Source organism: Proteus sp. G4415 (assembly GCF_963896075.1).
Lineage (GTDB): Bacteria > Pseudomonadota > Gammaproteobacteria > Enterobacterales > Enterobacteriaceae > Proteus > Proteus mirabilis.
Window position 1 is genome coordinate 1 of sequence record NZ_CAWQOK010000041.1, and the last position, 25,824, is coordinate 25,824.

The following is a 25,824-nucleotide window of genomic DNA, read 5'->3' on the forward strand; positions in this document are numbered from 1 at the left end:
ACAACCGTAAAAATGCTAGCATTTTACTTTTGTTAGGCGGTTGACCTACAGTCGGTTCTTGGGAGGGCAGATGAGTTATCTTAGACAGCAATTTTTGACAGAAGAAGAAAGTAAATTATTAGTTATTTTACAAGAAAATGTAAAAGAAAACTATCATGTTTTTTGTAAAGTGAGATTGAGTGAGTTTTTATATTCTTCTCAAAAAATGGGAACATCTGAATTTTTTAATGAATTTGAGATTATTAATAGTATTAATTTACCTTTTGCAATTTATGACACATTAGAGAATCAATTAGTCGCTGCTATTAGTTACATTAATCCTATCGAAAAATCGAATTTATTAGAAAATCAAGATATAAAGGTTATTCATTTAACGATGTTAAAAGATACATTAACTAATGGTGAGCTATCAATGTTTTATTCTGATAGTGTTTGAGTTTTAATAACTATAATATTTTATATGTAAAAAATTGGGTGAATATGTCACCCTTAATTTTGCTAGTTATTAATTAGTAACTTGTTATAATCCTTTTAGATTAACCAAATATTCTTTATTAATTATTCTTAAGTTATCTTTTTCATAATCATCTAATTCGTTACAATCAATTTCCGATAGGTTACATTCTTTTAATACACTAGCGGAAAGTTCTGGCTTATCATGCAATTCTTGCAAAACGACAACAGCATGAATAATTTCTAACTCAAACTCAGTTAATTGTTTCATTATTATTTCTTTTGTTACAGAACTAAATAATCAAAAATCAAGTCCAGTTGCATTTTTATTCATTAATGTATTTTGACTAAATTAAAGTAACATATGATTAATTTAATTATGAGCCGAATACTTGTAATATTGTCAGGTGTTCACTCCATGCCTTATAAGAACCATATGAAAAAACAGGCATGACAATAATACCGATTACACTTATTATTAATTGGATATTATCCTCTAATCCTCCACTAACACCATTTAAATATAATAATCGAATTGTATTATATAATGCACATATCGCACCAAGCATTAGCAATATTGAAAAAATCAAATACATAATAATTATCTTTGTGTTGATATTAAAAAAAGTATTTAAAGTTTAAAAGACTCAAGTAATGCTAAGTTTTTGCTGTTTTCATCAAGGTTGCTGTAAGCCAATATAGCGGCTTTTAAAATGGCGGTTTTGTTTTGCCCTGCCCTTTCTGCTTCGGTGTCGAGAATGCTAATTGCGGATTCTGGCAAGCGAAAAGTGGATGGGATAAGTTTGTTTGACGTTGTTGGCCGTTTGTCTCCCGCCTTGATGAATTGGGTTGTCGAGTTCTTAGTTTTAGTGCTGGAGTCGGTTAAGTCTAAATCGGGTTTTTGAAGTTTCATTGTATTTACCTTGTTTGTACGCTGTAATGATAGTGTAATATATGTCTAGCTGTATGTACAGCGTATTAATTCTTTTATAATCAATGTATAAAGTCTGTGAATTAAAGTATTCATACGAACTTGGTATGAATACTTTAGCGGGTTAGAAAAATAATTTGTCTGCAAAAAGCATAATCCCCACAGCAATAAATAGGATTAAGATATATAGATATTTATTCTCTGGCATTTGGTATATCCCTTGAATTAAATCAGCCCTATTTCTTTTGCGATTAATTCAATTTGCGCTTTTGCCACACCTAAACTACTTGCTTTTTCTACTTCATGAACACCCACGCCAGCGTTAACGGCATTTTCAAAAATATCTAGTTCTGAAATTCGATTTTTAAGCGGTTGCAGCCAAATTTCATCGGACTTTAATTCATTCTCAAGCGATACGGCATCTTGCAGTTTATGCGACTTAATTCTCGTCATGAGTACGTGAGCTTTTAAGTCACTATTACCATGCTGCTTTTGCGCGGTTCTGACGGTTTTAGTCACATTCGTTAAGGTGTTTTTTTCTAAAGAGGATGAAGGCTTAACCAATGTGAGCAATACATCAGCCACCGTTAATGCACTTCGAAATTCTGAGCTATCATGTCCTGCACAGTCTACAACAACCACGTCACAGAGCTTTTCTAGGCGTTTTATTTCATCACTAATATTTCCGAATGCTTCATGAATGGGAATTGCTGAGAAGCCAGCTTGTGCGCGAATATCAGACCAGACAAACAAGTCTCGGTTTCTATCTGCTTTTAGCATAATCACACTTTTATTTTTTCTTTTAAGCATAACAGCCATATTGATCGCGGTTGTTGTTTTACCTACTCCGCCTTTATCAGAAGCAAAAACTAAAATCATAAATACCTCGTATTTTCTTTGTATTGTTGTGGTAAATACCATTCTGTACTTCTTATGTACTTCTATTGTAAATACATCTAAGTATTAATTGCGTATGTACAGAGTATGCTCATGTTTGTATCACAGTGTACTAACCATGTAAATACTAAATCGTATTTATTTTGTATGTACAATGTATGTTCATATGTGTATCACAGTGTATTTTTTGTGTAAATACATTTTTGTGTTTATTATGTATTTACTTTGTATGTACATTACTGTTATGGTGATGTACATACAATGTATTAATAACGTATTTCTTGTAATTTTAAGGCTTTGAGAGGGATTTCGATGCAAAAAATAGTTTTGTTAAAATGTTTCTTAATTGTTTCAATTTTAACAAAAAACAAACAATGGAATTTTGGCGGTTTTAATAACAGAAATCTTCCTGTTTTAGCAGGTAGAGAGTATGAGTGACAGGGTAACAGTGATTTTTATCACTAAAGCCAGCGATTTAACATAATGGGTCTTATGTGATCCAGTTTTTTTATTATTAGTATTAATTAATGGTAAAATTCACAACAAATAGCTATAATAGACATTCAAGCCATTTTGTACTTTTTTACGGAGTGTTACTTATGGAAATTATTCCTGCTCAACTCGCCAAAAATCAATTTGGTGATTTACTAATGAAAGCTCAACGTGAACCTGTCCAGATCAGCAAACATGGAAAGCGTGTAGCTGTAGTCATTTCTCCAGACGAATATGACCAATTTACACAGTTGAAGTTACAAAATTTAAAATCTATTTTGGCCGAATCTATTGAACAAGCAGAACGGGGAGAGTTACATCATATTGATGATGTTTTTGCACCTTTAACTAGCAATGAAATTGAAGGTTAATCTTATAAATGAGTGTTCTATTTACCAAGAAAGCAAAAGAGCATATTCGCACCATAAGACGATATTCTTTGACCCATTGGGGAAAAAATGTAGCTGAAACTTACATAAATTGCTTAAGAATCACAATAATCAATATTATTGAAAAACAACCCTCTATTGGTATAGATCGTAGTGATGACCTTTTTACAGGAATAAGAAGTTTTCCTGTAGAAAGTCATATTATTTACTATCGAGAAGTTGAGAATGGAATAGAAGTATTAGCAGTATTACATCAATCTCAAGATCCATATATTCATATAAAAAGGGATTAATTTTTCCCTGTCATATCAATAGAGGAATGATTAATTGTTATATTCATATTAAACCCTAGCCGTTTTAATGTTTCTTTATGTGTTTTACAAACAACTATGATATATTAATTATCATAGGTACTACGTAAAGGCAGGTTACTATGGATAATAAAAATCACCCAAATGATCATTTGTTAATTAAGTGGGGTTCAATATTCATCTTTATTAGTGCAATTCCGATATTTATTATTTTTTATTTTAATGATATAGATATATTATTTGCTGTGTATGAAAAAATAAACAATATACCATCAACTTATTCATCAACATATCCAATAATTAGCAAGTTATCATTTTTTTACTGCAAATTATCACCATTAATAGTATTGTTATTTTTCATTTTTTGTTATAAGAAACTGACTCTTGTAAAACCTATACCAATTAATAAATTAATAATAAATGTTATTTTTCCATGTCTTGTGATTACGATTATTTCTCTATATGTTTTATATTTTTACAATACTGATATATCAGATAGTGGTTGGAGTATACTTAAAACTATATCCAGTAATAAACACCTATTATTTGGTTACTATATAGCTATTTTTTTGGGATATTATGTTTGGTTGTTTCTTTTTTTTATTTCATTTATTTATCTTCCATTTAAATCAATTCGTTGATAAATAGTGATTACTTAATTTTTATAAAAATAAATGGTTATCTTAGATAGTTTTAACTAAATAAGATAACCAAAAGTAATTAATGAGCTTCTGGAATAAGTAAGTTGTTAATTTTATCAACAACTTTATCATCAATTAAGGATGCTAAATAACTAATTAACATTATAGTTGCTATAATTGCTAAGGTTGTAGGTAATGCTCCTATAGCTAAAAATGATGCAATTGATGAGATAAAACTTATTGCTATACTTATCGCTATCCCCGTAGCATATCCACTGATTATCATAGCTTCCACTTCCAGCATCAATGGTTTCCAGTTACCAGTCTCAAAACCAATAGCTGCTTTTTCGCGAAGCTTTTCAACACTCAAGACTTTACCCAATACCCCGAATGACTTACCTAAACGCTGAAAATTTTCAGACAGGATTTTTGTATCCACATGGCGCACTGCATTAGCCAGTACCACTCTATCCGCTTGTTTTATCTTAATATTAGGATTACGGTTGATTTTTTCCATCATTTTTAATGCATCAGACAAGCTACGTAATTTCTTTCCCTGAAAGTTACGTAAATCACTAGCGATCTCATTAGCAATAGTTTTGTATTTTTCCCCCAAGTGTTTACTAATTTTTTCGCCAGTATTAGTGATAATATCTGCCGCTCCCATCAATGCCTCTTTTTCTGCATCTTGGATAAATTTTTTATTTTGTGGGTACGATTGATATGCATTAACAACCATTAATTTCGCTAAATTTTCTTTTTTTTCATCTTGTTCAATATTTAAATCTTTATAGAATGCATTTAACTGGCGGCTTTCATATTGTGATGCTTTTATAATTTTCTTGGAGAATTTTTCTATAAAACCTAATTTATTTAATGTAAAAATAAATTCATATTCCTTTATTTTTACATTATAATCAAGAATATTACTAGGCTCAGTTTTATAACCTAATATTGCAAATCTCTTTACCTCTTCTAATCTATCTTTTTTCTCATTTGGTATCCCCTTAGAATAGCGATTATAGGTTTTCTCTATATATTCCTCAGAAATATTTTGCACGTTTCCAGCGTCATCAAATGTGACGGTATGAATATAATGCCCATTATAAATAGATACTCTAGCCTTATTATTTTTCAAATCAAAATAATCTTTTCTTATTCTCGACGTTAATCTCCCTAAATCTCGATCACGAGCCAACTTATTATTATAAGGTATCGGTAATTCAAGTTGGTTATTCTGAACATTATTTTTTTTATAATCAACACTATTACCTTTTCCATCAACTTCAATATTATTAGTCGTATGACCATTTTGAGGATTAATAATCCTTGCTCCGTGTACAGTCACCGTAAAGTTTAATCCCTCAAGCCCTTCTATTGTTGACGTAGTATATGAAAACGAAGCATTTGGATCACTTAAACTGATAATATTTCTATCTCCTCCATCGCCTTTTCCTACTGGGCCACTACCTAAATCACCTTTACTAGGTCTATCGGCAGTCACTGAAAGATGATCGGTCTCTGCTGAATGATTATTTTTACTCATAAAAATTTCCTTTTTTTATTAAAAATCAGTCAATGATACTGTATATGCATACAGTATAAATATAAACCTTATTCCTCCTCACGTCAATTTCTTTCTGAATAATTATTGAATATAAAAAAATCTTATTTTTCAAAAAATTAAAAGGCGCTATTAGAAAATAATTGAAAAATTGGGGACGTAACGATATTGCTACCATAAGCAATTTAGGGAACGTTTGTTTTGTAGGAAGGAATTAAACACCGTAACAACTTTCATGCTCTCCTAAAGTCACGCATTTAACCATATTGTGTCTTACGCGCTCCTCGTTTTTTGATTAGCTTAATTTTTTGAGTAGAGTTGCTGTGGCTAAAGCATGTTTCATGCAAGACACATTAATGTTGTAACTAAAGGTTCCTAATCTTATTCAAAGAATCTGGAACGGCCGCAACCAATCAGGAAGATGGCCATCGCCATTGAGCGATTACCGGCGATTCTATGAATCTTTGTTTTACAGTAAGTTAGGTTTTTTCAGTGTAAAAAATATCAGTGAGTATTTTTGAATGAGACAAAAAGACGTTGTATTACGTGAATTTTAGCGTAATGGCAGGGGGATTAGTGGTCAAATTTCACGTAAATGCACCAGATTAATCAGTTATGGAGCGTCATAGTGCTAATTGCGTGCTGTTTTGTTCAACTTTTGGTAATCTTTCAGCGGGTGCTTGATCCTGTCCGGTTCAAGCATTTAGTGAGAGCCAGATAGAAGAAAGCCCCGATAAGGTTATTTATTACCATAATCGAGGCTGCAATTCTCTACTTAGCACTAGAAATTGTGCCTCCTAATAAGTTAGGAGTCAAGGAAAATGACCAAGTACGCCCTGATAGGGCTGATTGCCGTTTGTTTAACGGTACTGTGTTTCTCTCTGTTAATGCGCGATAGACTCTGTTCTATCAGTGTGAATAGTGGGAATACAGTAGTTCAGGCAACACTTTCTTACGAAGAACGGTGATGCCTAGCGGGGGAGCATTCCCCCGCATTTTCTTTTTCTGTGTTTAGTTTAGGTTTCAAGCACCCTTTCTATTGAAAAATAGAATTTGGATTTGGCATTTTCAGATAACGAAGTTCATGCAAATAAGGTTTTGTATGATATTCATTTGGTAATCTAAAATAGTTCGGCAGATTGATTATTTTTTTCTGGTCATGTGCTTTATTAATACAGTTATTAAATAATTCTGAATCTATTTTTAATGATTCTTTAGGAATAAAGATAATCATTAAGTTCTGATAATAATGTACGGGTTTCAGAATTGAAATATGCGTACTGATTAGCTCTGTTATTACATTAATAAATTTATCACTTTCCGATAGGGATTTGGGATTGCTATCATTATTAATGATGAATGAATAGTATTCATTATCCAGCATTCGTATATAATAACTATTAAGAGAAACCTTTTCTAAAATAGTTTCTCTTGTGTATTTAATTTTATCTCTGATTGATTGATACACTACCAATGCGGCATGATGAGAACCGCCTGTATTAGGGGCAACAAACCTATTTAACCATTCGTAATATATGACATTAATAGGTCTGCACTTTCTGAACCCCTCAGATTCAATGTGCGCAATATTTCGTTTCCAATCATCTTCATTTTCCGCTTTCATTCTTTCGTCGGGATACATTGCGCGCCCCCAACTATACAAATCATAAAACCAGCTACCGTTTATAGCGCCATCAGGAATGCCACCAAAACTTTTAGATGCTGTTAATGATTGTATTTTATTAAAATCAAAAAAATAGTCTATAGTTTTCTCGATACGGCACAAATTAGTAATTATATCTTTAATTTCTGTAGGAAAACCCCTAACCATATAATTCTTAAAAAGCTCATCCCATCTCAAAATAGTATTTGAATCCGCCGTGGGTTTATATAGCTCAACTTTACCTAAATTAACATCATTTAACTGATCAATGACATAATTATCCGTTGTCTTATATATAAATGCAATAATGCTATCTGTTATTTTCTTTATCAACATTAATTAAGCTCCTTATTACATTATCAGCCCCATTTTCTGTTATATGAATACCATCACTGGTTCTTACTTTAACACCATTAATAAACTCTGAGTATTGATACCCTAAAGATACTCGAGTATCCATCGTTTTTATCTTATTTTTTCTTGCTGCTTCACAGATTGCAATTCGGGTATTTGATAATAAATTATTTTTTTCTTTATTTTTTAGGGTAGGGGGGAGTAACCAAACAATCTGCCTATTTTGCTTTTTTATGGTTTGGATAAAGACACTAGCCTTTTGTTGGTATTCGGGGATATCTGCCTTAGAAATGAGATCGTTTGTACCTAAAACAATATACACCGTGTCATAAAGCGAAAAATCGATATTCTGTGTGTAATCTTGCCAACTTAAAATCTGTTTTGATTGCAACCCTGTGCTTTCAAGGAATTTAGCATCAACAGGGGCAATTTTTTTGTAACTCATGGCGAGTTCATAAGTCAGTGAATCACCAATAAAAAGGGGCTTACATTGCCCGATAACAGGCAATGTAAGAGACAGCAGGAGAGGGAGATTAACCCAACGAAGAAGGGTGATTTTCAAAGAGTTTTTCCGCTTCTTTAATGTCATCTTTAGCATCGCTGGCTTTATCAATCAAAAATTCATCGAGAGAATGACCTGCATCAATTAATAGTTGCAATCCTTTCTTCATACGACCAATTCCCGTCCATGTGTCTGTTTTACCTGTTTCGGGATGCGTAAAGCGATATTTCGCAGGCGTATTTTTAGACTTTCTTTTCTTTCCTTTTTTATCGGTTGTTTCAAAAACGGAAATGTGGATTGTTTCTGGATCTAACCCCAACTCTTCTAAGTATTTAATCGCTTTTAGGCGTTTTTCTTCCAGTTCAGCAAGTTCAAGTTTGCGTAACTCGAATTCTTCACGCTGTTCTTCTACAATACCATTGAGTTGATTGGCAAGATTTTCTAACCATTCAAAATTTTTCGTTTTTGCAAACTTTCTTAGCTCTGTTAATCCCGTCAGTGATTCAGACGTAATTTTGTATTTTTCTTCTCTAGTTAATTCGCTCATGTTTTACCTCAATATAAAAATGGTTTTCTGTTAAAAAATAATAGTTACTTTTTCTTTTCAGGGAAACCTATCTTCCCTGTTTTCTTATCATCTAAAACAAGTTCAGTATCAAATGTTTTCCCTGCTTTGGTTTTAAACCCTTTAATAACGGCAGTTTTTCCATCTTTAATGAGTTTTTCCACTTGATTCTGTGTGAGTTTTTTACTGCAAAATTCAGCCCATATTTTAAATTCACATCCTGTACAGAAGTATCCTTTTGGTCGAATAATTATTTCGTTACTGCATGACGGACACATGACATTTAAACGTGCTACTGCGCCCTCATTAGGTTGTTTTTCTGTAACTGGTTGCCCATTTTTATCGGGAAATGCCGTCTTACATTCAGGATAGCATGAACAACCCCAAAAGAAACCATTTTGCCCCTTACGTTTGATTAAAAACCCCTTTTGACAAACAGGGCAAGGTGTACCGTTAGCTGTGATATTTATTCCGTTAGCGTCGAGTTCGGCAATCAACTCCTTAATATAGCTGTCTGTTTCTTTAATAAAGTCAGCAACGGTCAGTTCCCCTTTTTTAATTAAGGCTTGTTTTTCAGCCCATCGAGCCGAAATATCGGGCTTGGTAATTTCATCAGGCAGAGCAGCGCAAAACTCTTGCCCTTGCTTTGTTGTTTTCCAAACAAGCTCTGAATAGCCTTTTTCTTTTTCAATCGAAATTAATCCCGTATTTTCGGAGAGTTTTTTTAATATCCCTGCGCGAGTCGCTTCTGTGCCAATACTGCCTTGATCAGTGCTCCCCTCGTCTTTAGCTTCAAGTATTTTTCGAAGTTCAGGATCATCAATAAATTTTGCCGCACGTGTCATAGCGGCAAGGAGTGTTGAAGCAGTAAAATATTTAGGTGGAAGAGTGGGCTTTTTATCCACGTTAGCTGTTTCACACACCCCATTATCATTAAATTTTAACGTTGATAAATCAAAGTCGAGTTTTTCTGGCTCTTCTGTTTCTTCTTCGTCGCTGTCTTTACCTAATGATTCCCATCCTGACTGGACTAATACGCTTTGTGTGGCGGTAAAGGTGTTGCCTTTGATATCAAAATGCACTTTTGTTTTATCTCGAATGCTATCGGGATAAAATAAGCCAATAAAGTAAAGTGAAACTAATCGATACACATTTTTCTCTTTCTCATTCAATTGAATATTAGAGCCGTCTTTCGTTGTTGGCACAATAGCATGATGCGCTTCAATTTTGCTGGCGTTAAAGGCTTTGTGTTTTTGAACTTTATCCATGTGCTCAACCGTGCTTGCCAATTCTGGCAATGTACCGATAACTGCTTGAGCGATATCATTCGCTTGGTAATAGTGCTCGTCAGACAAATAACGATTGTCTGTTCTTGGATAGGTCAATAATTTATGCGTTTCATACAGGCTTTGCATAATATCCAGCGTTTCTTGTGGGGCATAGCCAAATCGTTTAGCGCAAATTTGCTGTAGTGTAGATAAATTTAACGGTAAAGGTGGTTTTGTGTTTTCCGCTTTCGTTGCTGCAATGGTCACTTTTACCGCTTGCCCTGAAACGATTTCAGTAATGTGTTTGGCTTGGGCTTCTGAGATTAAGCGACGCTTATCATCAATCTGATCGTTATCGGTTGTTTGATATTTCGCCTTAACTTGATGTCCGTTCATCTCAATTAAAGCATAAATATCATAATAGAAACTTTCATTGTGGTTTTGGTTCGCCAATGTTCGCATATTCACAAGCCCCAAAACTGCACTTTGCACCCGTCCCACGTTTAAAACACCTTGATAGCCTTTTTCACGCCCTTTTAATGTACAGCCACGAGTAAGGTTATAGCCAAAACTCTGATCGAGCAGAGAACGGGATAACGCACTGTTTGACATACCGCGAAATTTTTCATTCGGTTGTAAATCGGCTAAGGCTTTTTTAACAGGTGCTAAGTTTAAATCCGATACTAAAATACGCTCTACGGGCTTTTTATTTTTTGCGTAATCTAAAATTTCATTGACCAGAAGACAGCCTTCCTCGTCTGGGTCGCCAGCATTAACAATGGTTTTTGCTTGGTCAATTAATGACAAAATGATTTTTGTTTGTGCTGCCGTTTCTTTTTTTATTTTATAGGTTGGTGGGAAAACCGTTTTAATCGGTAAGTCACCAAAACGCCAGCTTGCATATTTCTCATCATAATCTTGGGGGTCGCTCAACTCGAGCATGTGACCAACACACCACGTCACAACATCGTCACCGTGTTGAAAATACCCTTTTTTCTTTTCCGTGTTTGGATTACCACCTAATCCCTCAAAAATGGCTTTTGCTAATGATGGTTTTTCCGCAATAAAGACTCTCATAATTTACTCTCCTAAATTAATTAAATTAACTTTATTTATTTTGCTGTTGACTTGATTTAATACTTTTTTACTCATTTTTATTATTTCACTTGAAACCGCAGAGTTTGATACTCCCATTACTTGGTCAAATTTGAATATTTTATGGTTTTCGACTTGTGAAATCCCTAAAGTGGCTCTTTCATCATTATTTATGATAGTGAAAACTCGATATGTTTCATTGGCGCAATCATGAGCGTAGGAATAAACGCAATGATGCATTTCTTGACCTTCTTTTTTTAGTTGTTCTAGTGTCGTAATTTCACTTACCGTCATTTCAGAAATGCACGATTGCCAATCAATATCAATACCATTCCATTGAGGGGAAATTTCTGCATAGTCATAATCGTCATGATTGAGTTCTTCAACCCATTCTTCTGATAATCGATAGATAGAAGCTAAAGACTGATTTTTTTGGATGTAAAAATCGGTGTTAAACACCCATTCTATAGCATGTGCAAAGCGATTTAGTTCCGTGTTCCAGCGTCTTGTTACCGATTTATAACCAATATTTTTATAAAGGTCTTGATGATAATCGAGCCATTTTAATGCAATGCGGTAAACCGAAGTATAACCATGTTCAACGCGTAAACCATTCCATACGGTCTCTAAAAAATCAAAAATAGCCTTAGTAGGGTATTTTTTAATTTCAGGCTGCCTGAGTAATTTCATGATTATTTTAATTTTATCATTTATACCAAACCGATATCTGTCACGTAGACTTATAAATTCAATTAACTGTGCGATTAATGAGGGCTTTAATGTATACATATATTTAAAATCCCCGTAAGAAATTGATTCAGGTAGTTGTAGCTCTTTATACAGGTCTTTTATTTTACCTGTTAAAGTATAGTGATAATTAGATTTTTTTTGCTTCCGTAAAAAACCTATCATCAACCAAAGTCCTTTATAATCGACATTATCATTGATGCGTATCTGTTTTGAGAATTTATAATAATCCAAAAAATTAGCATCTAATATTGAATTACGTACGAAGGAATTAAAATGTGCTTTTCCGTATAAAGAAAATACCCCCTTATCAATAACTTTCCATATATTTTTGGATAAACTCATGCTTGCATATTTTTGGGTTTCATTATTAATAAATGCATTTATTCTAGTCATAATTTTTATGCAAATATCATGACGCATTTTACTCATACTCATACCCGCTAAATAATGAGGATAAAAAAAGGTTTTTTCCTCAAACATTTCACTAGTCGTATCAAAATCTGGTTGTATATCTTCAAGAAGTATTTTCGTTTCAATCCCTCCATAAAATGATTTATACATATAACATATACCACTGATCGAGTAATTTGATTTCACTATTGAGTCAATAACATGGGTTACTGCACTTTGTAACCAATATTGTATATTATATATATTTTCATTTTTCCAAAAACAAGGGATTCGGTTAGGTAATGATTTTCTAACTCGCCACTCGCCTGACTCTAAGTTTGTAAAAAACCACGTATGCAATGTGACTTTTTGTGTTTTTTTATTAAGCCTAATTTGATAAACGCCACAGATAATAATTTTAACAAATGAGTCGTTTTCTTCGACTTTGACTAATCGAAAAACACCGTTCGCTTCACAAAATTTAAATAACTCATGAAGTGTTAATATTTTATTTTGTTTAATCATTATCCACTCCCATTTTATTTATTTATTTTTGCATTGCTTTTCCAAACATAAACCCCACCTCGATACTTAAATACTTTTTCAATAATCTTATCTTCATCTTCTTTGGAAAGTACATTTCCATTAACGAGGTAATGTAAATCAATATCATCAGGCAAATAATGATTTTGTCTTTTTTTGCAATAGGTATGAATAGACAATTGTTCATTCATACCTATATTTTCTTGTAAAATATGAATTAGTCATTCTTCTTTTAGTTGTTTCGATATAAAATCAAACAACTCCCGAAATTCCAACTCCATTAATTTGTTTGCTTCTTCGGGGTTATCACCATAGGCGAAAGGATCAAGATCTAAATATTTCATTGGTCGCTTCCTTTGTCATATTCAGGAAAAACAATTTTCAGTGGCATTCCGTTGGTTTCTATCATGTACTGTTTCACTAACCGTCCAACTTGGTCTTTTGACATATATTGTTCAACGACGAGTTCACCTTCATCAATCCATGAAAACAATTCATCATCAGGATAAAAGGCATTTTTACTTTTCAGTATTTTTTCAGCGTCATCATCGGTATAGTTGAAATAAACTCTATTTTCCTTTTTGATTTTTCTATTATTAAAATCCAAAAAACGATAAATCGCATACACACAAACAGAAATAATAAATGAAAAATATTGTACGTTGCCACTCGCAACAAATTGGCTGAATGAAATTTCATCAATCTGAGAACCATCAAAAGTTAGAATGATATACAGCCATATAATAATAATCGGAATAGTAATTGCTAAAATGAGTAATAGCTTAATAACAAAAACAGCAAGGCTATAAATTTCCTTAGCAGCACTCCATCCTATTTTTTTTAGTTTCTTCATAAAGTCACCCTTTAATTAAAATCGTTTAATTTCTTTTGTTAAATACTGATAACTTATTTTTGTCACATCCGCCAACACAGAAAAACATACATAAAAACAATAAATAAAAATGCAAGGTAAAAATAAAATCTTTCCATAAATAGATTTTATCGCATTCATAACAACCTCCATTTTTTAATGGGGTACAGCTTTATGCCAATACCCCTATATAGGCTAATCAACCCATCGACCACCTGAATTATTCCAACCTGCCACAGATTCTTTCTTAACCCATTCCATTTTTCCCTGATAATGCAGGCTACTATCTAAATCAGTCCATTCATGATTAACGTAAGCACGGCAATAGTTAGGAAGTTCATTTTTTATGCGATAGTACGTTTCATACCAACAATCTTCTTCCTTTCCCCGACTGCGGCACTTTTGCTCTCTCTTTTCTTCATACAGAAATTTATTAAGATAAGTAGCATCACAACGCCCTGCGCCATTAGCAATGGCATTAACTAACTCAGGCATTCCTGCATCACTTGATGCAGGGCAAAGCTGTAAGAAATTTTTTCTTGCATTAACAGTATCAGACCAAAACTTTTTATTAATACCAAAGTAACGTGATAATGCAGGAGCGCACTCACTTGGGCGCGTACCTGATGAAAGACACAAGACCGCTTCACAAGCTAACTTGACATCCCCTGTGAATACGGGGACATCTGCTTGTGATAATACGGGTAAGAAAAATAAACTTATCGCAACGATTTTACTTTTCATTTTGATTTTCCTTAATAAGATAAACTGTTATTGGATTATTTAACCAGTTTGATTTTTTTTGATATTGTATTACCCCATTTGCACCGTGAGCCTGTAACCATTCTTTTGTTTTCAAAAATTCAGTGCCATTATTTGCTTCAACAATAATTTTATTCGAATGTGCAATGGCAAAATAAACCGCATCATCATAAAGACGATTTTCAGGAATAAAATTATTAATTCGTTTTTGCCATTCATCATTAACGACGTCACTACTCACCACGGTATGAATTGGTGTCCATGTCATTATTTTAGCATTTACCGCAACCTCTTTTTTTCCCCAATCCACTTTCGGGGCTTCTGGCGGAGATGAACATGCCGTTAATAAAACAACACTAAGCCATAATCCTTTTTTCATAAAAACACCTCAGATTCTAATTCACCTAATGACAGCATTTTTTCTTTATCGGGATAACGTAATCCTTTCACCCCAATAACCGTTGATTTTTTATTAATTTTTTTTACTTCATCTTCAAGTTTCGGACTGACCTTTAACAATCTGTCCATAAAATAATTATCAGAAAAATAAAGCGCTTTTTCTGCTTTAACAGGGTTTTCGCCTTTTAATAAAATAAACTCTTCTTTAAAATCGAGCGTACCTAATTCCTGCGGTAAAACTAAAGCACGACGTGCTTCGCTTTCCGATTTACTTTTAGATGAACCACGACCTTGACTTTTGCTTTCTCCTTTTGATTTTGTCGTGATATAACCAAGTTTTGCCGAGATTTGTTCAGCATCATCTTGTTCACTGACAGCATAAATAACCCTACAAGGATGGGCGCTTAACAATGTTTTCGCTCCCTCGATGCCGTAAATCTCATTTAACTGGCTAACATTTTGATAAATGGTTAACAATTTCAAGTTAAATCCTGCGATATAGCCAGAACCCTTTTTAATGATCGGCATATAACCGATTGACGGAAATTCATCTAACATCAACAAGCATGAATGTTTTAATGATGGGTCAAAATCAGGGTTTTCACGTAATGTCACTTCAACCACAAAATTAAAAAAGAGATTTAAAAAATCATAGGCAATACCTAAATCCTCCGCATTAATCCCAACATAAATCGTGATTTTTTCGCGTCGTAACTGACGTAAATCAAAATCGTTATTATCTGTACATTTACGTACTGTGGGTAAATAAAACAGACTCATTTTTTTTCGAAATGAACCATCGACACTCGAACGCTGTTCATCTTCGGTTAAATGGTATTCCTGTAGTTTTGTTAGCCCATCTTGTAAATGATAAAGTGTATTTTCATCACGGGCTTTGGCTTCAATTTCTTGCCTGTTGTTAAGGACTAATTCCCTATCAATACGCCCGTATAAATCCACGACACTGCCAATAGAAAAAACAGGTTTAACATCAAACGTTTTCAAATATTCAGGGGCATGATGAATAAAGAAATATAATAACTTTGTTAATCCCGTAAAATATTGTCCTGCCAAGTTATTAAAGTGTGCCTCTGCCCCTGTTGAGCCATAGGATGGAAATAAAATTTCCACTAACTTTAATAAATCTTTTGCGCCACTTTCTTTATCTAATTCGATATAGAAAAAGGGATTAAACCCGTGTGTTTTGCTATTAAACGGGTCAACCAGATAAACCCGATGCCCTAACAGTTTTTCACGGACTTTACTGGTAATTTTCCAGCACTCTTGTTTAGGATCGAGAATAATCAGCGAATGCAACCACACAAGCAAATTAGGAATGCCAATAGCTGCTCCTTTACCCGCCCTTGTTCCAGCCCCTAATGACACAAAATCAGGCGCGGTATACCAAAGGTATTTCCCTTTATATTTCCCAACTAAAATACCTTTTGAATTTTCCTTTTCCCATTTTAATAGTTTTGATTTTTTTAAATCATTATCACTGGCAAATTTTGCATCTCCGTGAAGTGACATTTTTTCTTGATTTAATAAATAAATCACCGCCACAGGTAAAATAAAAGATGCCACGAAGCCAATCAGCAAAGCAGGAATAGCCGTTACCCGTATAGATGCTTTAATTCGGCTTTCGCTAATCAATTGCCACAATAAATCAGATTGATAATGCTTATAAATATATAAAAAATCATAACCATTTAAAAAATAAACAATCACACTTCCTGCGTAATATGTGATACCTAACATAACAATAGCAATAAAAATACTTTGAGGTTTGTCGGGATATTTTCGCGCCATTATTCCTCCTACCCTAACAGTCTCGCTAAGTAATCATTTTGATGGACATCTTTAAAATAAATATCACTCGCAAAACGCTTATCATCATCACTAAGGTATTTAATGCTCATGATGACATCGATGTTATTTAACACTTTTCGGACTAATGCATTAAAGGGTAAATTATTACACTCCGTATTTTGATAACACCGTGTCACCATGCCTAAAATGGCATCTTCTGGTTTTTCTTCATGCACCGTAGTTACACCACCTGAATGCCCTGAACTTGACGCCTTTAAAAAATCCCACGTTTCTGCACCCCGAATTTCTGTCATTAAAATACGGTCGGGATTCATCCTTAAACATGCACGGAGTAACGATGCTGAGGTGATAAGGTTATTTCCCCCCTCTGACGGATAATAAAGTTTGACGTGATTTTCATGAAAACGAAAACGGGTTTCGTCAGTATCTTCAATAGAAATTAATCGTAAATGATGTGGAATATAAAACATAACCGCATTACTAAACGTGGTTTTACCGCTCCCCGTTCCGCCACAAAACACCATGGTTTTCCCTTGACGTAAACATTCAGGAATAAACGCTGCAAAATTACCCGTGTGGTATAAATCCACTAAATCAGATGAAGCATTTTCTGATTTAAATGACTGCCCCACTCGGGAATAAAATCCTGACTTCACAATATCATCATGGGTAATAAACACATTCGAGGGTTTTCGGATCGTAATAGAGACTTTATCTTTTTCACACGCAGGGGGAATAACCACCTGTACACGTTCACCGTGAGGCAGTGTTGCGGATAAAACAGGCTTAATATCACCGATTGAATCACTGTGATAATCCGCTAACGTTGACGCAAAAGAAAGACAATCATCATATGATATTTTCGGTTCGCGTTTCTCCCAACGTCCTTTAACCTTCAAAAAGAGTTTATTAGGCTCATTTACCGCAATTTCCGTTAATCCCTTAACGCCATTAAGGTATTCAGCAAAAAATTGTTGCGTTAAATCGTGAATGAGATGTTGATTGTGATATTCACGCATAACTATTTCATCCTTAATTGGTAAATTGAACTAAAATCTAAATCACTTCCCGTAATCAAGGTGATAATTTCGCCTTGATTTTTATACAGCGTAGGCGGAATGTTAACGCTGTTCGCAAATGCCTGTTTTGCTATCTCGGAAAAGGCTTGACGACTATTCGCGGTATAATCGGTCTGATTATCTTTATTATCTTTTGCCACATTATTTAATCCCTGCATGGCATCGGGGATCATGCCTAGCATCATTGCCCCACCGAAGCGATCCCAAAAATGCGTATCAATCCAACCATCAACCCCCGTTTCACCTAATGCGCCCGCAGCTTCGGAATCTACTAATGGAATATCAATAAAAGGCTGTGTACGGGTTCGTAGCTTAGTTGCCATTAAAAAGACATGCCCTTGCCCCTGATTAGGCACATAAGCCGACTTATAAACCAAATGTGCTACCGTGCCTTTATCTATTAGCTTTACATTGCCGTTTGCACTGTAAACGTCCTCATAGACGGTACACGTCAATTTACCCGCTAAATCTGAGACAAATCGACGATCTAACGAACACGGAATTGCCGTATTTTCAGGAATAAACAAATTCGGGTCATAGGGTAAGCGCGTTATTTTGGTTTTACTGCCAACAACCGTTTCAGGCTGCGTCGTTGTTGCGCTCACAGTCTCTACGGGTGCATTTTGGCTACTACTAGGTGTGCTAGTACTGCTTGAGCGTGTCGAAACCCCTCTGTCCATTCCACGACTGAATTCAATGCGCTTTGGCGGTGGTGGTGTACTTTCAGCTGGCTCATTGGTATTTGCCGTCGTTAACTCACCTGCATTGTTTAATTCTGCTTGACCAAATGGGTCAACATCATTATTTAGCCCTGTTAACTTGTCACGGCCACCGGTTGAAATCGTTTCTTGTGGCACTTCTTCCGCTTCATCACTGCTAATAAACGCACGCAATAACGAAGGGAAATAATATAAAGACAATGCACCAATTGATAAGACAAAAAAAAGAATAAGCAACACGGTTCCTTTTTTGGATTTTTTTAATTTATCAATCCCAAGTGAAACTTTTTTTGGTTCTGGCGTTGATTCTTTATTTTCGGAAGATTGGTCAATTTGCAATTGACGTTCTTGTTTAAGTTTTTGCTCAATTTCAACGGCAGTTAATGGCTTTTCAGTATCTTCACTCATTGGATCACCTCTTTAACAACATTGTCAGAAACAGTATCACTGTTACTTAAACGCACTTTACCAAGTCCTTTATTTTCAATACCAATAACTTGATCCCCTAAACGTAAAATCCAACGGTCATTAACTTGATGTGCGACTAATACCGTATAATTCCCCCGTTTTTCAATTGTTGGGTTTGTGATCGTTTCTTGCTCCCCAATTTGTGAAAATAAGCTCGGCATTTTTTTATTCGGATTAAATCCAAAATACGTAAATCGACCATCATCATAGGCATAGTCAGGCATAATCATTTCACTACCTTTAGCCACTCGTTGATAATATTGCCAATTTTTAGGTGTTTTGGCATTTTCAAGTTCCCGATTGATTTTTGCGGTTTCTTGTTGCCGTTGGTATTCAGCTAAACGTTGTTGTTCAATTTCATTTTGCTGTTTTCTTTTTTCATCGGGATAACGATAATTCACCACAAAGGCTATTTTTTTTGGCTCTTTAAATGTTTTCGCATTCAATTCTAAGCTGTAATTTCTTTTTGTAGTCACAACAAATAAATTTGTTTGCCAGCGTGACAAGTCTGTTTCAGGGTCAAGCGCAATTTCTTTTTGCTCAACCTTTCCATTGTCCGCCATTTCTTCAACAACTTGTTTTACAGGTAACACACGGATATAAACGCGGTTATCTGCTTTAGAAATATCCCAACCTTGCTCATAGCCTGTTTGTGCATCAATCACCTTTTCATCATCATCAAACACAACCGTTGTAATATAGCCAATAGCACTATTAATCACGGTCGTATTTAACGGATTGAAATTAACAACTTGATTTCGTGGGTCATAGCGACTTGCAGAAGGTAATATTTCCGCAGTACTTTGTTGTGATAAAAAAACAGCCAGTAATAACAAAAGACTTTTCTTTTTCATTATTAACCTCGAATTTCTTTTTCAGCGACCCAACTGGTTACAACAAAGCCTAATGGATTTGCATTTCGTTCACTTTCTTTTTTCTCAACGTCAGGCATAAAACGGTAAGTCATTCTCGCTACCCATGTTTCCTCAACACTGCGATTTGTTGTGACATCCTTGATGATTTTTTTAAAACGAACGGTAGCTAACAAATCAGGATCACCTTTCTGAGACGATGGATTAATAAAAACAGGATAGATAATTTCTATATCAACGGTACGTTGTGCTTTTTTATACACAATAGTTGGTCTAGCATCCGTTTTAAAAATAGCGGTATAATCATTAGCGACATTTTCCGCACTCCATAACATCACCATGTCATAATCATGCTGTAAACGAAAATAGTTATACCCTTCACGCGCTTTAATGTATTGCGTCACAAAATAGCGACCTAACGCTTCATCTTTTGTCAGGTTTTCATCTTTCACACGTGACACCTTTTCTGTTTGCCCTGTATTTTTGTCAACTGTCCATATTTCCACTTCCGTATTTTTTAATGGCAGCATCATTATCCAACCAAGTAAACTTAAAAAAGCAAACGCCAAACCAGAAAGCCCAAAAATCTTATACAACGTATTAATGATTTTTTGTTTTTTAATGTCTTTTTCTTCGAAGGTTTTTGCTAGTTCAATTTTTTCTTTCTTTTTTAAAAATGGTATTCCCACTTTTTTATTTTTCATATCTACCTCCCCTTTGAATAAAACTCAAATAATTTTTGGTTTCCACTTCGATATAACCTTTATCACAAGAAAGCCGACATGAGGAATCTGTGATTTTCACGTCATATTCTTTATAGATAGTAATAAAATTTTTTATTTTCTCTTTTTCAGAGCCTGAAACTATAATATTTATTACGACAGATACAAAAAATCCGATGACGAAAAAAATTACAGCGATAATAATGCCACTCATAAATGACTCCATTTAAAAACTCACGATTAAATTATTTATAACTAAGGTAAGCCCCTCTTGGTTTATTTTTCATTTTTCATCACCTCTGCCGTATTTATGGGTTGCAACTCACCAGTGACTTTGGGGAGTAATTTATTTGATTGACAGGCAGTTAAAAGAAAAACAACAAGTATTAGATATTTGTTCATTTTATGTTCCATAACGTTTTCTCACATTATCAATCGAGGCTTGCCGACGCGATTTTGCCGAGTTAGGCGCAGACGAACCACTATTCCCACTCGCTGAAGCCCCATTCCAGCCCCTATCTCGATTACTTTTACCCATATTTGACGCGGTATTTCCTGCTTTTCTGATACCTTTAAATGCCATTACAGCAGCTCCTGCAACTCCCATCATTGCCATACCCTGAACTGCACCGTCTACACCTACCCCTGCTAGTTGAGTTGCAAAGTTTTTAGCTAAAATCATTACAAATACCATAAATAATCCAGCCGCTGCCGCAGTTGCCCCTAATTGCATGAGATTAGCTTCCGCAGCTTGAGCCACCGAAACGCTCAAAACAATATTCAAAAACGACATACCCGCCCGTAACGCTAACGAACCAAACATAACAATGAATAAAGAACTGAAAATCAGTTGTAACCAGTTATTGAACATTTGCCGTAAAAAACCAAACATCAGACACAAAATGAAAATAGGAGCCGTTGTCGTCAGCAGTAATAAAGTAATTTCAGCAGCAAAAAATACGAATGAGCAAGTAAGTAAAGCAGCCAACCCTCCAAAATAAGTAAGAAATGAGCCAATTCCCCCATCAACTTTCACATACGTTGATGTATCCTTTGACATTATATGTGCAGCAACCTGAGATGTTTTAACCCACAGTTGATCCATCCACTTCCAAGGATCACCACCTGCCAAAGTGTCGCGCAATCCGTAAATAGCATCGGTGCTGGCACTCAGCCAGCCCCCGCTATTTTTAATAAACATCAAGATGATAGTAAAACGCGCCAAGTTCCAAATAAAATCAGGCACAGGCGTTTTATTTTTTAAAGCTAGCGTACTGAATGCAAACCATAAAATATAAATTGAAATCCCGTACTGTGCCAAATCCGCAGCAATTTGAGAGTATTCAGAAACCTTATTTGCCACTGTTTTATTCAGCATATCCCAAATAACTTGATATGCTGTTTGAAAAAAGTCGGATGTAGCTGTCGCGTTTTCCATAATTTACCTATTCTTTGTTTTGTGTTTTCTTATATGCATCCATAAAAGATGGTGATTTTGCTGTTAATTGTTTATGACGGAATAATCCATCTTTTGCATTTCGGCAATTTTCACTATCATTTCCGTTGGAAGAACATTCCGTTACTTTTTTCTGTGCTTCATCTGCATGTTCTTGCCACCATTGAACTGATTTCACTTCTTCACCACATGCCGATAGAAAGAGAATAGATACTGCGCCAATTAATAATTTTGTTTTCATTACTGAAATTCCTCATCAAATTGAGACTTATGATAAGCATCTAAATATGAAGGTTGACTATCTACTGCTTTTAGCTGCTTATCACGGAAATTAGCTTGATTAAGCTGTTCTTTATATTCAGCTAAATCACGCTGTTTGTCTCGGTACATTTGATACTGGAACTGTAATTTTTCAAATTTTAATTGTTCAAAAGAAATCGCATTTGCGGCATCAGCCGTCGCTTTAGGGTCTTTCGCATTTTGGACTTGCTTTATCAGGCTTTCCATACGGCTATTATCTTGCTCTAATTGCTTTTGCAATGAATCACCGTACTCTGACACAGAAAGAATTGATAAAAACTGCGCTTCACACCCTTTAATTGCATCCCCCACATAGCCTTTGTTCGCACAGGTTTTTGAAACGTTATATTTAGATAACAGGGCTTGAGCTTGCTGTGAGAACGCTTCCGTTGGGTTTTGCGCGTATTTGTCAATAAACGCATTCCCTTGATTGTAAATTGCCGTTAAATCATTTTTGATGGATTGAGCATCTTGAATTAATTGCTGAACATCACGGATACCCGTCTTAGCTAACAATTCATCCTGATAGGACTGAATTTGAGCATTATAATGTTTCACTGTATCGGACCATTGCTTCAATTTTTCAGACCACCGCCCCGCTTCAATCGCCCATTCAGGGTTAGCGTCAATAGCAACAGGAATACCAGCCGAAGCCATAAATGAAGCCCCAAATACCATACTGATCAATGTTAATTTGAATTTGTTCATTGTTATCTCCTAAGCGGCTTGGTTTGCTCTTTCAAGATAGATATCTATCCACTCATCAGGTTTCATACCGTCTTGGTAGATTTCATCAAATATTTCTAACTGCTCTGTTGATGCACTCAATATCGGCAAGTAATATGCAGCTTCCCCAAGTTCAAGACTGGCAAATGCCGCGAAATCTTGAGAGTCGCCTTTTCGTTGTGGGTTTTTAACCACTAAAAAGCGTCTTGAAAGCGGGTCAATTTTTTTGATTTTATTAAAATACAATTCATTAACTTGTAGCCCATCAACATATTCACTCTTTTTCGCATTCGGGTTAGCTAAGTAAATATGTGTTGCTAATTGCTCTCTCAGGGCTGAAATCATTGGAGATTTCAATAACTCATCAGGAGACTGAGTGGCAAAAACAATGACCATATTGAGTTTTCGCCCTGTTTTGAGCTTGTTATAAATCATCATGGCTGTCAGCATGTTTGCTAACCACTGCCAAAACTCATCAAAATACAGTGTTAAACGACGTCCATCTGCTAATAACGTTATTTTGTAAATCAGATAAAAAGGCACAACCTGAGATAAAATGGCATCTTCTAAAAATTCGGTGCCATCAATGCCAAAAATGGTTTTATCGCTGATATCAAAATCATCTGTGGCATTATCAAACACCCAACCAAATTCACCACCTTGTTTCCATGCAGCTAAACGTATTTTGAGTCCATCTCGTAATGTTTCTTCTGTTCTTTCCTCCATGATAAGTGGGATCAGCTTACTGATACCGAAAGAGCGATCTTCTCGCTGCATTAATCGTTCTACCGCATCCGAAATCAGTTTATTTTGATATTCGGTTAACCCTTTTTCGCTATTTAACGTACATAAATTACGAATTAAATCTTTTAGAAAAATCAGGTTCCGCTTAGTCGCAGGCATAGCAAATGGATTCCAACCTGTTGGTTCACCCAATTTCACTTTATAATAATCGCCCCCCATCGCACGAATAGCGACTTCCCCTGCGCGGTCTTTATCAAAAAAGATAGTCGTTTGTTTTTTAACTTTACTATTCGGTGGAAAAGAAGTTTCAGACCCAAATTGTTGTAAGGCACAGGCTTGCATCATCATTAACACCGTTTTACCCGCATTCGATGTACCTAATATTTCGCTATGCCCTAGCGTCGGGTTTTTACCAAAAAAATTCTGATATTCGGTCGTCATGTGATAATTCAAATGATAGATATCATTACCAGAACCTTTTAAGGTTAATAAGCAATTACCCCATGTATTTCCCGTTTCTTTCCCTGTAAAGAAATTATGGAAACATTCCATTTCAGCGTAATTCAGGCTACTCAAAATCGATAATCGAGGACGCAAAGTATAATTCCCTGGTAATTGAGAGAAGAACGCAGCTCCCAAAGATAAAGTGGAATAACTCAAAATAAGCCCTAAGTCTTGTAACGCCCCCGTTACCATATTCGTGTTTTTAACCAATTCATCAGGACTATCAGCAAAAACACACAGCGTTAAATGGCTATGACCCATCGATAAATAACCACTAGAGACCATATCAACAGCAACCTCTAAATCGGTAATTTGAGATTTAGCGGCATCGTCCGTCATTTCTAATTTTTCACGCTGGTCATCGAGTTTTTGAATTGCTTCCCGTTTGTCTAATGGCGTAAAAGAGGTTGTCAATGTGTATTCAACAGGCATATACATCAACGAATCAAAAATGCCAGATTCTGTATCTTGAAAATAATCTTTGATCTCGATAATGCGGAAATAGCGCATCGGTTCAGAAATACTAATTTGCCCCGCATCACCACCAAAGAAAATATCTTTACCACCTAAATACGTATAGAACGGGCTATTCGTCACTCTAACTGGCTGCCACTGTCCACTAAGCAGATATTGATAAAAACTCAATTGAGATGAAAATACACGGTCATTCTCAGTATAAACCCCTAAACGATGTGCTTTGTAACGAGATAAATAGTTAGTTAATCGAGCACAGATTTCATTCATTTCGTTAATGGGTTCAGCTAAAATCGATTTATCTTTTTGTTTATTTTTCTTTTTAGAACTTAAAAATTGAGCCACTTTTTCTTCTAATGAAAAAGGCTTAAAACAAACGGTTAAAAATAAACGATTTTGATAAAAATCAGATTTTGTTAATGAACCGTAGTAAGCATTCATCACGCGATTAGCAAAAGGAATAGGACTATTAAACTCAGCTTTAACCTGTTTTTTATTTCTAATACGATGTGTATAGAAAGTTACGGGTTTGCCTTCATAACTTCGTATGAGTGTATTAAACTGATCAACCATTAATGACAAATCATTTTCACTGACACATTCAAAGTAAGCCCCCGATAATTCAAATGTAGCAATTAAATCTCTATTCTGGCTTAAAACTAAATCATCCGTAATATGAGAAGAGTATGGAATGAGTTTTTCCAATGAAGCCTGATCACTAAGTTTCATAAAATTCTCCACATCGGATAAATCAACACGGTCATAATCATTCCCACCTACATGAACAGCATGATATTTTTGATTTGAAACAGGATTTCCCATCACTAAATAACGAAGATAAATTAATTCAAAATACCGTTCATCAATCTTCATTATTTTTCGAATAACAAATATCCCGACAATAATTAAAAAATAAAGTGCTTCATGTATCCAAACGCCAAGTAACACACACAAAACACAAGTAAATAAAAACGGGTATAATGGGACGCCTAACCCGCGAATAAGTGCGGGGCGTGTTAGTCCCTTAAAAACAGTGCTCATAACAGCCCCTTGATAGAGAGGTTAAACGTATAGTTAATTTAAATACGAT

General features: G+C 34.9%; 30 protein-coding genes. 5 read left to right on the top strand and 25 right to left on the bottom strand.

Annotated features, from left to right (window positions below):
- The first annotated feature begins 70 nt into the window (after nt 1-70).
- Complete coding sequence (ddp1, locus tag AACU95_RS03970) at nt 71-436, top strand: DNA distortion polypeptide 3 (protein ID WP_049195411.1); 366 nt, start codon at nt 71-73, stop codon at nt 434-436.
- Between the two features lie 84 nt (nt 437-520).
- Here the strand turns inward: ddp1 and AACU95_RS03975 are convergent, their stop codons facing one another.
- The 3 genes from AACU95_RS03975 to AACU95_RS03985 all read right to left on the bottom strand — a co-directional run bounded on the left by AACU95_RS03975 (nt 521) and on the right by AACU95_RS03985 (nt 2,263).
- Entirely contained in the window at nt 521-724 is a 204-nt protein-coding gene (locus AACU95_RS03975) for a hypothetical protein (RefSeq protein WP_036896419.1), read from the bottom strand.
- 360 nt (nt 725-1,084) lie between these two features.
- Nucleotides 1,085-1,366 carry a ribbon-helix-helix domain-containing protein gene (locus AACU95_RS03980; protein ID WP_036896424.1) on the bottom strand — a complete coding sequence of 94 codons (282 nt, stop codon included), beginning with the start codon at nt 1,364-1,366 and terminating at the stop codon, nt 1,085-1,087.
- A gap of 243 nt (nt 1,367-1,609) precedes the next feature.
- On the bottom strand, nt 1,610-2,263 hold the full coding sequence (locus AACU95_RS03985; protein ID WP_049195410.1) for an AAA family ATPase: 654 nt from the start codon (nt 2,261-2,263) through the stop codon (nt 1,610-1,612).
- A 617-nt stretch (nt 2,264-2,880) separates the two neighbouring features.
- Here AACU95_RS03985 and AACU95_RS03990 point away from each other — a divergent pair.
- The 3 genes from AACU95_RS03990 to cui all read left to right on the top strand — a co-directional run bounded on the left by AACU95_RS03990 (nt 2,881) and on the right by cui (nt 4,114).
- Nucleotides 2,881-3,144, top strand: coding sequence for a type II toxin-antitoxin system Phd/YefM family antitoxin (locus tag AACU95_RS03990; protein WP_012368894.1), 264 nt, complete (start codon nt 2,881-2,883; stop codon nt 3,142-3,144).
- Nucleotides 3,145-3,152: 8 nt separating this feature from the next.
- Nucleotides 3,153-3,455 (top strand): type II toxin-antitoxin system RelE/ParE family toxin, encoded by a 303-nt coding sequence (locus tag AACU95_RS03995; RefSeq protein ID WP_012368893.1) that lies wholly within the window; start codon nt 3,153-3,155, stop codon nt 3,453-3,455.
- 140 nt (nt 3,456-3,595) lie between these two features.
- Entirely contained in the window at nt 3,596-4,114 is a 519-nt protein-coding gene (gene cui / locus AACU95_RS17915) for a colicin immunity protein Cui (RefSeq protein ID WP_012368892.1), read from the top strand.
- A gap of 79 nt (nt 4,115-4,193) precedes the next feature.
- Here the strand turns inward: cui and AACU95_RS04000 are convergent, their stop codons facing one another.
- Nucleotides 4,194-5,660, bottom strand: a complete 1,467-nt coding sequence (locus tag AACU95_RS04000; RefSeq protein WP_012368891.1) for a colicin-like pore-forming protein — start codon at nt 5,658-5,660, stop codon at nt 4,194-4,196.
- Between the two features lie 839 nt (nt 5,661-6,499).
- On the opposite strand from AACU95_RS04000, the gene AACU95_RS04005 reads away from it, so the two are divergent.
- A complete protein-coding gene (locus tag AACU95_RS04005) occupies nt 6,500-6,646 on the top strand; it encodes a Hok/Gef family protein (protein WP_012368889.1) in 147 nt (48 codons plus the stop codon).
- A 68-nt stretch (nt 6,647-6,714) separates the two neighbouring features.
- Here AACU95_RS04005 and AACU95_RS04010 read toward each other — a convergent pair whose 3' ends face one another.
- The 21 genes from AACU95_RS04010 to AACU95_RS04110 form a co-directional block, all read right to left on the bottom strand.
- The gene (locus AACU95_RS04010) at nt 6,715-7,677 is read right to left on the bottom strand and encodes a DUF6685 family protein (RefSeq protein ID WP_161737181.1); all 963 of its coding nucleotides are present in this window, start codon (nt 7,675-7,677) and stop codon (nt 6,715-6,717) included.
- The gene (locus AACU95_RS04015; RefSeq protein ID WP_223307256.1) at nt 7,652-8,257 is read right to left on the bottom strand and encodes a DUF459 domain-containing protein; all 606 of its coding nucleotides are present in this window, start codon (nt 8,255-8,257) and stop codon (nt 7,652-7,654) included. Before AACU95_RS04015 ends, AACU95_RS04010 begins: the two co-directional genes overlap by 26 nt.
- Nucleotides 8,229-8,744, bottom strand: a complete 516-nt coding sequence (locus AACU95_RS04020; RefSeq protein ID WP_012368886.1) for an H-NS histone family protein — start codon at nt 8,742-8,744, stop codon at nt 8,229-8,231. Before AACU95_RS04020 ends, AACU95_RS04015 begins: the two co-directional genes overlap by 29 nt.
- A 44-nt stretch (nt 8,745-8,788) precedes the next feature.
- Entirely contained in the window at nt 8,789-11,107 is a 2,319-nt protein-coding gene (gene topB / locus AACU95_RS04025; protein WP_012368885.1) for a type IA DNA topoisomerase, read from the bottom strand.
- Between the two features lie 3 nt (nt 11,108-11,110).
- Complete coding sequence (locus AACU95_RS04030) at nt 11,111-12,790, bottom strand: PcfJ domain-containing protein (protein ID WP_012368884.1); 1,680 nt, start codon at nt 12,788-12,790, stop codon at nt 11,111-11,113.
- 14 nt (nt 12,791-12,804) lie between these two features.
- Nucleotides 12,805-12,999 carry a hypothetical protein gene (locus AACU95_RS04035; RefSeq protein ID WP_012368883.1) on the bottom strand — a complete coding sequence of 65 codons (195 nt, stop codon included), beginning with the start codon at nt 12,997-12,999 and terminating at the stop codon, nt 12,805-12,807.
- 30 nt (nt 13,000-13,029) lie between these two features.
- Entirely contained in the window at nt 13,030-13,152 is a 123-nt protein-coding gene (locus AACU95_RS04040; protein WP_012368882.1) for a hypothetical protein, read from the bottom strand.
- Complete coding sequence (locus tag AACU95_RS04045) at nt 13,149-13,661, bottom strand: hypothetical protein (RefSeq protein WP_012368881.1); 513 nt, start codon at nt 13,659-13,661, stop codon at nt 13,149-13,151. Before AACU95_RS04045 ends, AACU95_RS04040 begins: the two co-directional genes overlap by 4 nt.
- A gap of 213 nt (nt 13,662-13,874) precedes the next feature.
- On the bottom strand, nt 13,875-14,423 hold the full coding sequence (locus tag AACU95_RS04050; RefSeq protein ID WP_012368879.1) for a TrbM/KikA/MpfK family conjugal transfer protein: 549 nt from the start codon (nt 14,421-14,423) through the stop codon (nt 13,875-13,877).
- Nucleotides 14,413-14,820 carry a cag pathogenicity island Cag12 family protein gene (locus tag AACU95_RS04055; RefSeq protein WP_012368878.1) on the bottom strand — a complete coding sequence of 136 codons (408 nt, stop codon included), beginning with the start codon at nt 14,818-14,820 and terminating at the stop codon, nt 14,413-14,415. The genes AACU95_RS04050 and AACU95_RS04055 overlap by 11 nt, the downstream gene beginning before the upstream one ends.
- A complete protein-coding gene (locus AACU95_RS04060) occupies nt 14,817-16,649 on the bottom strand; it encodes a type IV secretory system conjugative DNA transfer family protein (protein ID WP_036896429.1) in 1,833 nt (610 codons plus the stop codon). The genes AACU95_RS04055 and AACU95_RS04060 overlap by 4 nt, the downstream gene beginning before the upstream one ends.
- An 8-nt stretch (nt 16,650-16,657) precedes the next feature.
- Nucleotides 16,658-17,689 carry a P-type DNA transfer ATPase VirB11 gene (gene virB11 / locus AACU95_RS04065; RefSeq protein ID WP_036896431.1) on the bottom strand — a complete coding sequence of 344 codons (1,032 nt, stop codon included), beginning with the start codon at nt 17,687-17,689 and terminating at the stop codon, nt 16,658-16,660.
- A gap of 2 nt (nt 17,690-17,691) precedes the next feature.
- Complete coding sequence (gene virB10 / locus AACU95_RS04070) at nt 17,692-18,876, bottom strand: VirB10/TraB/TrbI family type IV secretion system protein (protein ID WP_036896434.1); 1,185 nt, start codon at nt 18,874-18,876, stop codon at nt 17,692-17,694.
- Nucleotides 18,873-19,793: a TrbG/VirB9 family P-type conjugative transfer protein gene (locus tag AACU95_RS04075; RefSeq protein WP_370685674.1), complete on the bottom strand. Its 921-nt coding sequence runs from the start codon at nt 19,791-19,793 to the stop codon at nt 18,873-18,875. Before AACU95_RS04075 ends, virB10 begins: the two co-directional genes overlap by 4 nt.
- Nucleotides 19,793-20,512, bottom strand: a complete 720-nt coding sequence (locus tag AACU95_RS04080; RefSeq protein ID WP_036896438.1) for a virB8 family protein — start codon at nt 20,510-20,512, stop codon at nt 19,793-19,795. The genes AACU95_RS04075 and AACU95_RS04080 overlap by 1 nt, the downstream gene beginning before the upstream one ends.
- Nucleotides 20,502-20,744, bottom strand: a complete 243-nt coding sequence (locus tag AACU95_RS04085; RefSeq protein ID WP_036896441.1) for a hypothetical protein — start codon at nt 20,742-20,744, stop codon at nt 20,502-20,504. The genes AACU95_RS04080 and AACU95_RS04085 overlap by 11 nt, the downstream gene beginning before the upstream one ends.
- 62 nt (nt 20,745-20,806) lie before the next feature.
- Nucleotides 20,807-20,932 carry a conjugal transfer protein gene (locus tag AACU95_RS04090; protein WP_190306347.1) on the bottom strand — a complete coding sequence of 42 codons (126 nt, stop codon included), beginning with the start codon at nt 20,930-20,932 and terminating at the stop codon, nt 20,807-20,809.
- A 1-nt stretch (nt 20,933) separates the two neighbouring features.
- The gene (locus AACU95_RS04095; protein ID WP_052124780.1) at nt 20,934-21,968 is read right to left on the bottom strand and encodes a type IV secretion system protein; all 1,035 of its coding nucleotides are present in this window, start codon (nt 21,966-21,968) and stop codon (nt 20,934-20,936) included.
- A gap of 7 nt (nt 21,969-21,975) precedes the next feature.
- Nucleotides 21,976-22,227 (bottom strand): EexN family lipoprotein, encoded by a 252-nt coding sequence (locus tag AACU95_RS04100; RefSeq protein ID WP_036896444.1) that lies wholly within the window; start codon nt 22,225-22,227, stop codon nt 21,976-21,978.
- Nucleotides 22,227-22,994, bottom strand: a complete 768-nt coding sequence (locus AACU95_RS04105; protein WP_049195405.1) for a type IV secretion system protein — start codon at nt 22,992-22,994, stop codon at nt 22,227-22,229. Before AACU95_RS04105 ends, AACU95_RS04100 begins: the two co-directional genes overlap by 1 nt.
- A 9-nt stretch (nt 22,995-23,003) precedes the next feature.
- Nucleotides 23,004-25,775: a VirB4 family type IV secretion/conjugal transfer ATPase gene (locus AACU95_RS04110; protein ID WP_074154166.1), complete on the bottom strand. Its 2,772-nt coding sequence runs from the start codon at nt 25,773-25,775 to the stop codon at nt 23,004-23,006.
- Between the last annotated feature and the right edge of the window lie 49 nt (nt 25,776-25,824).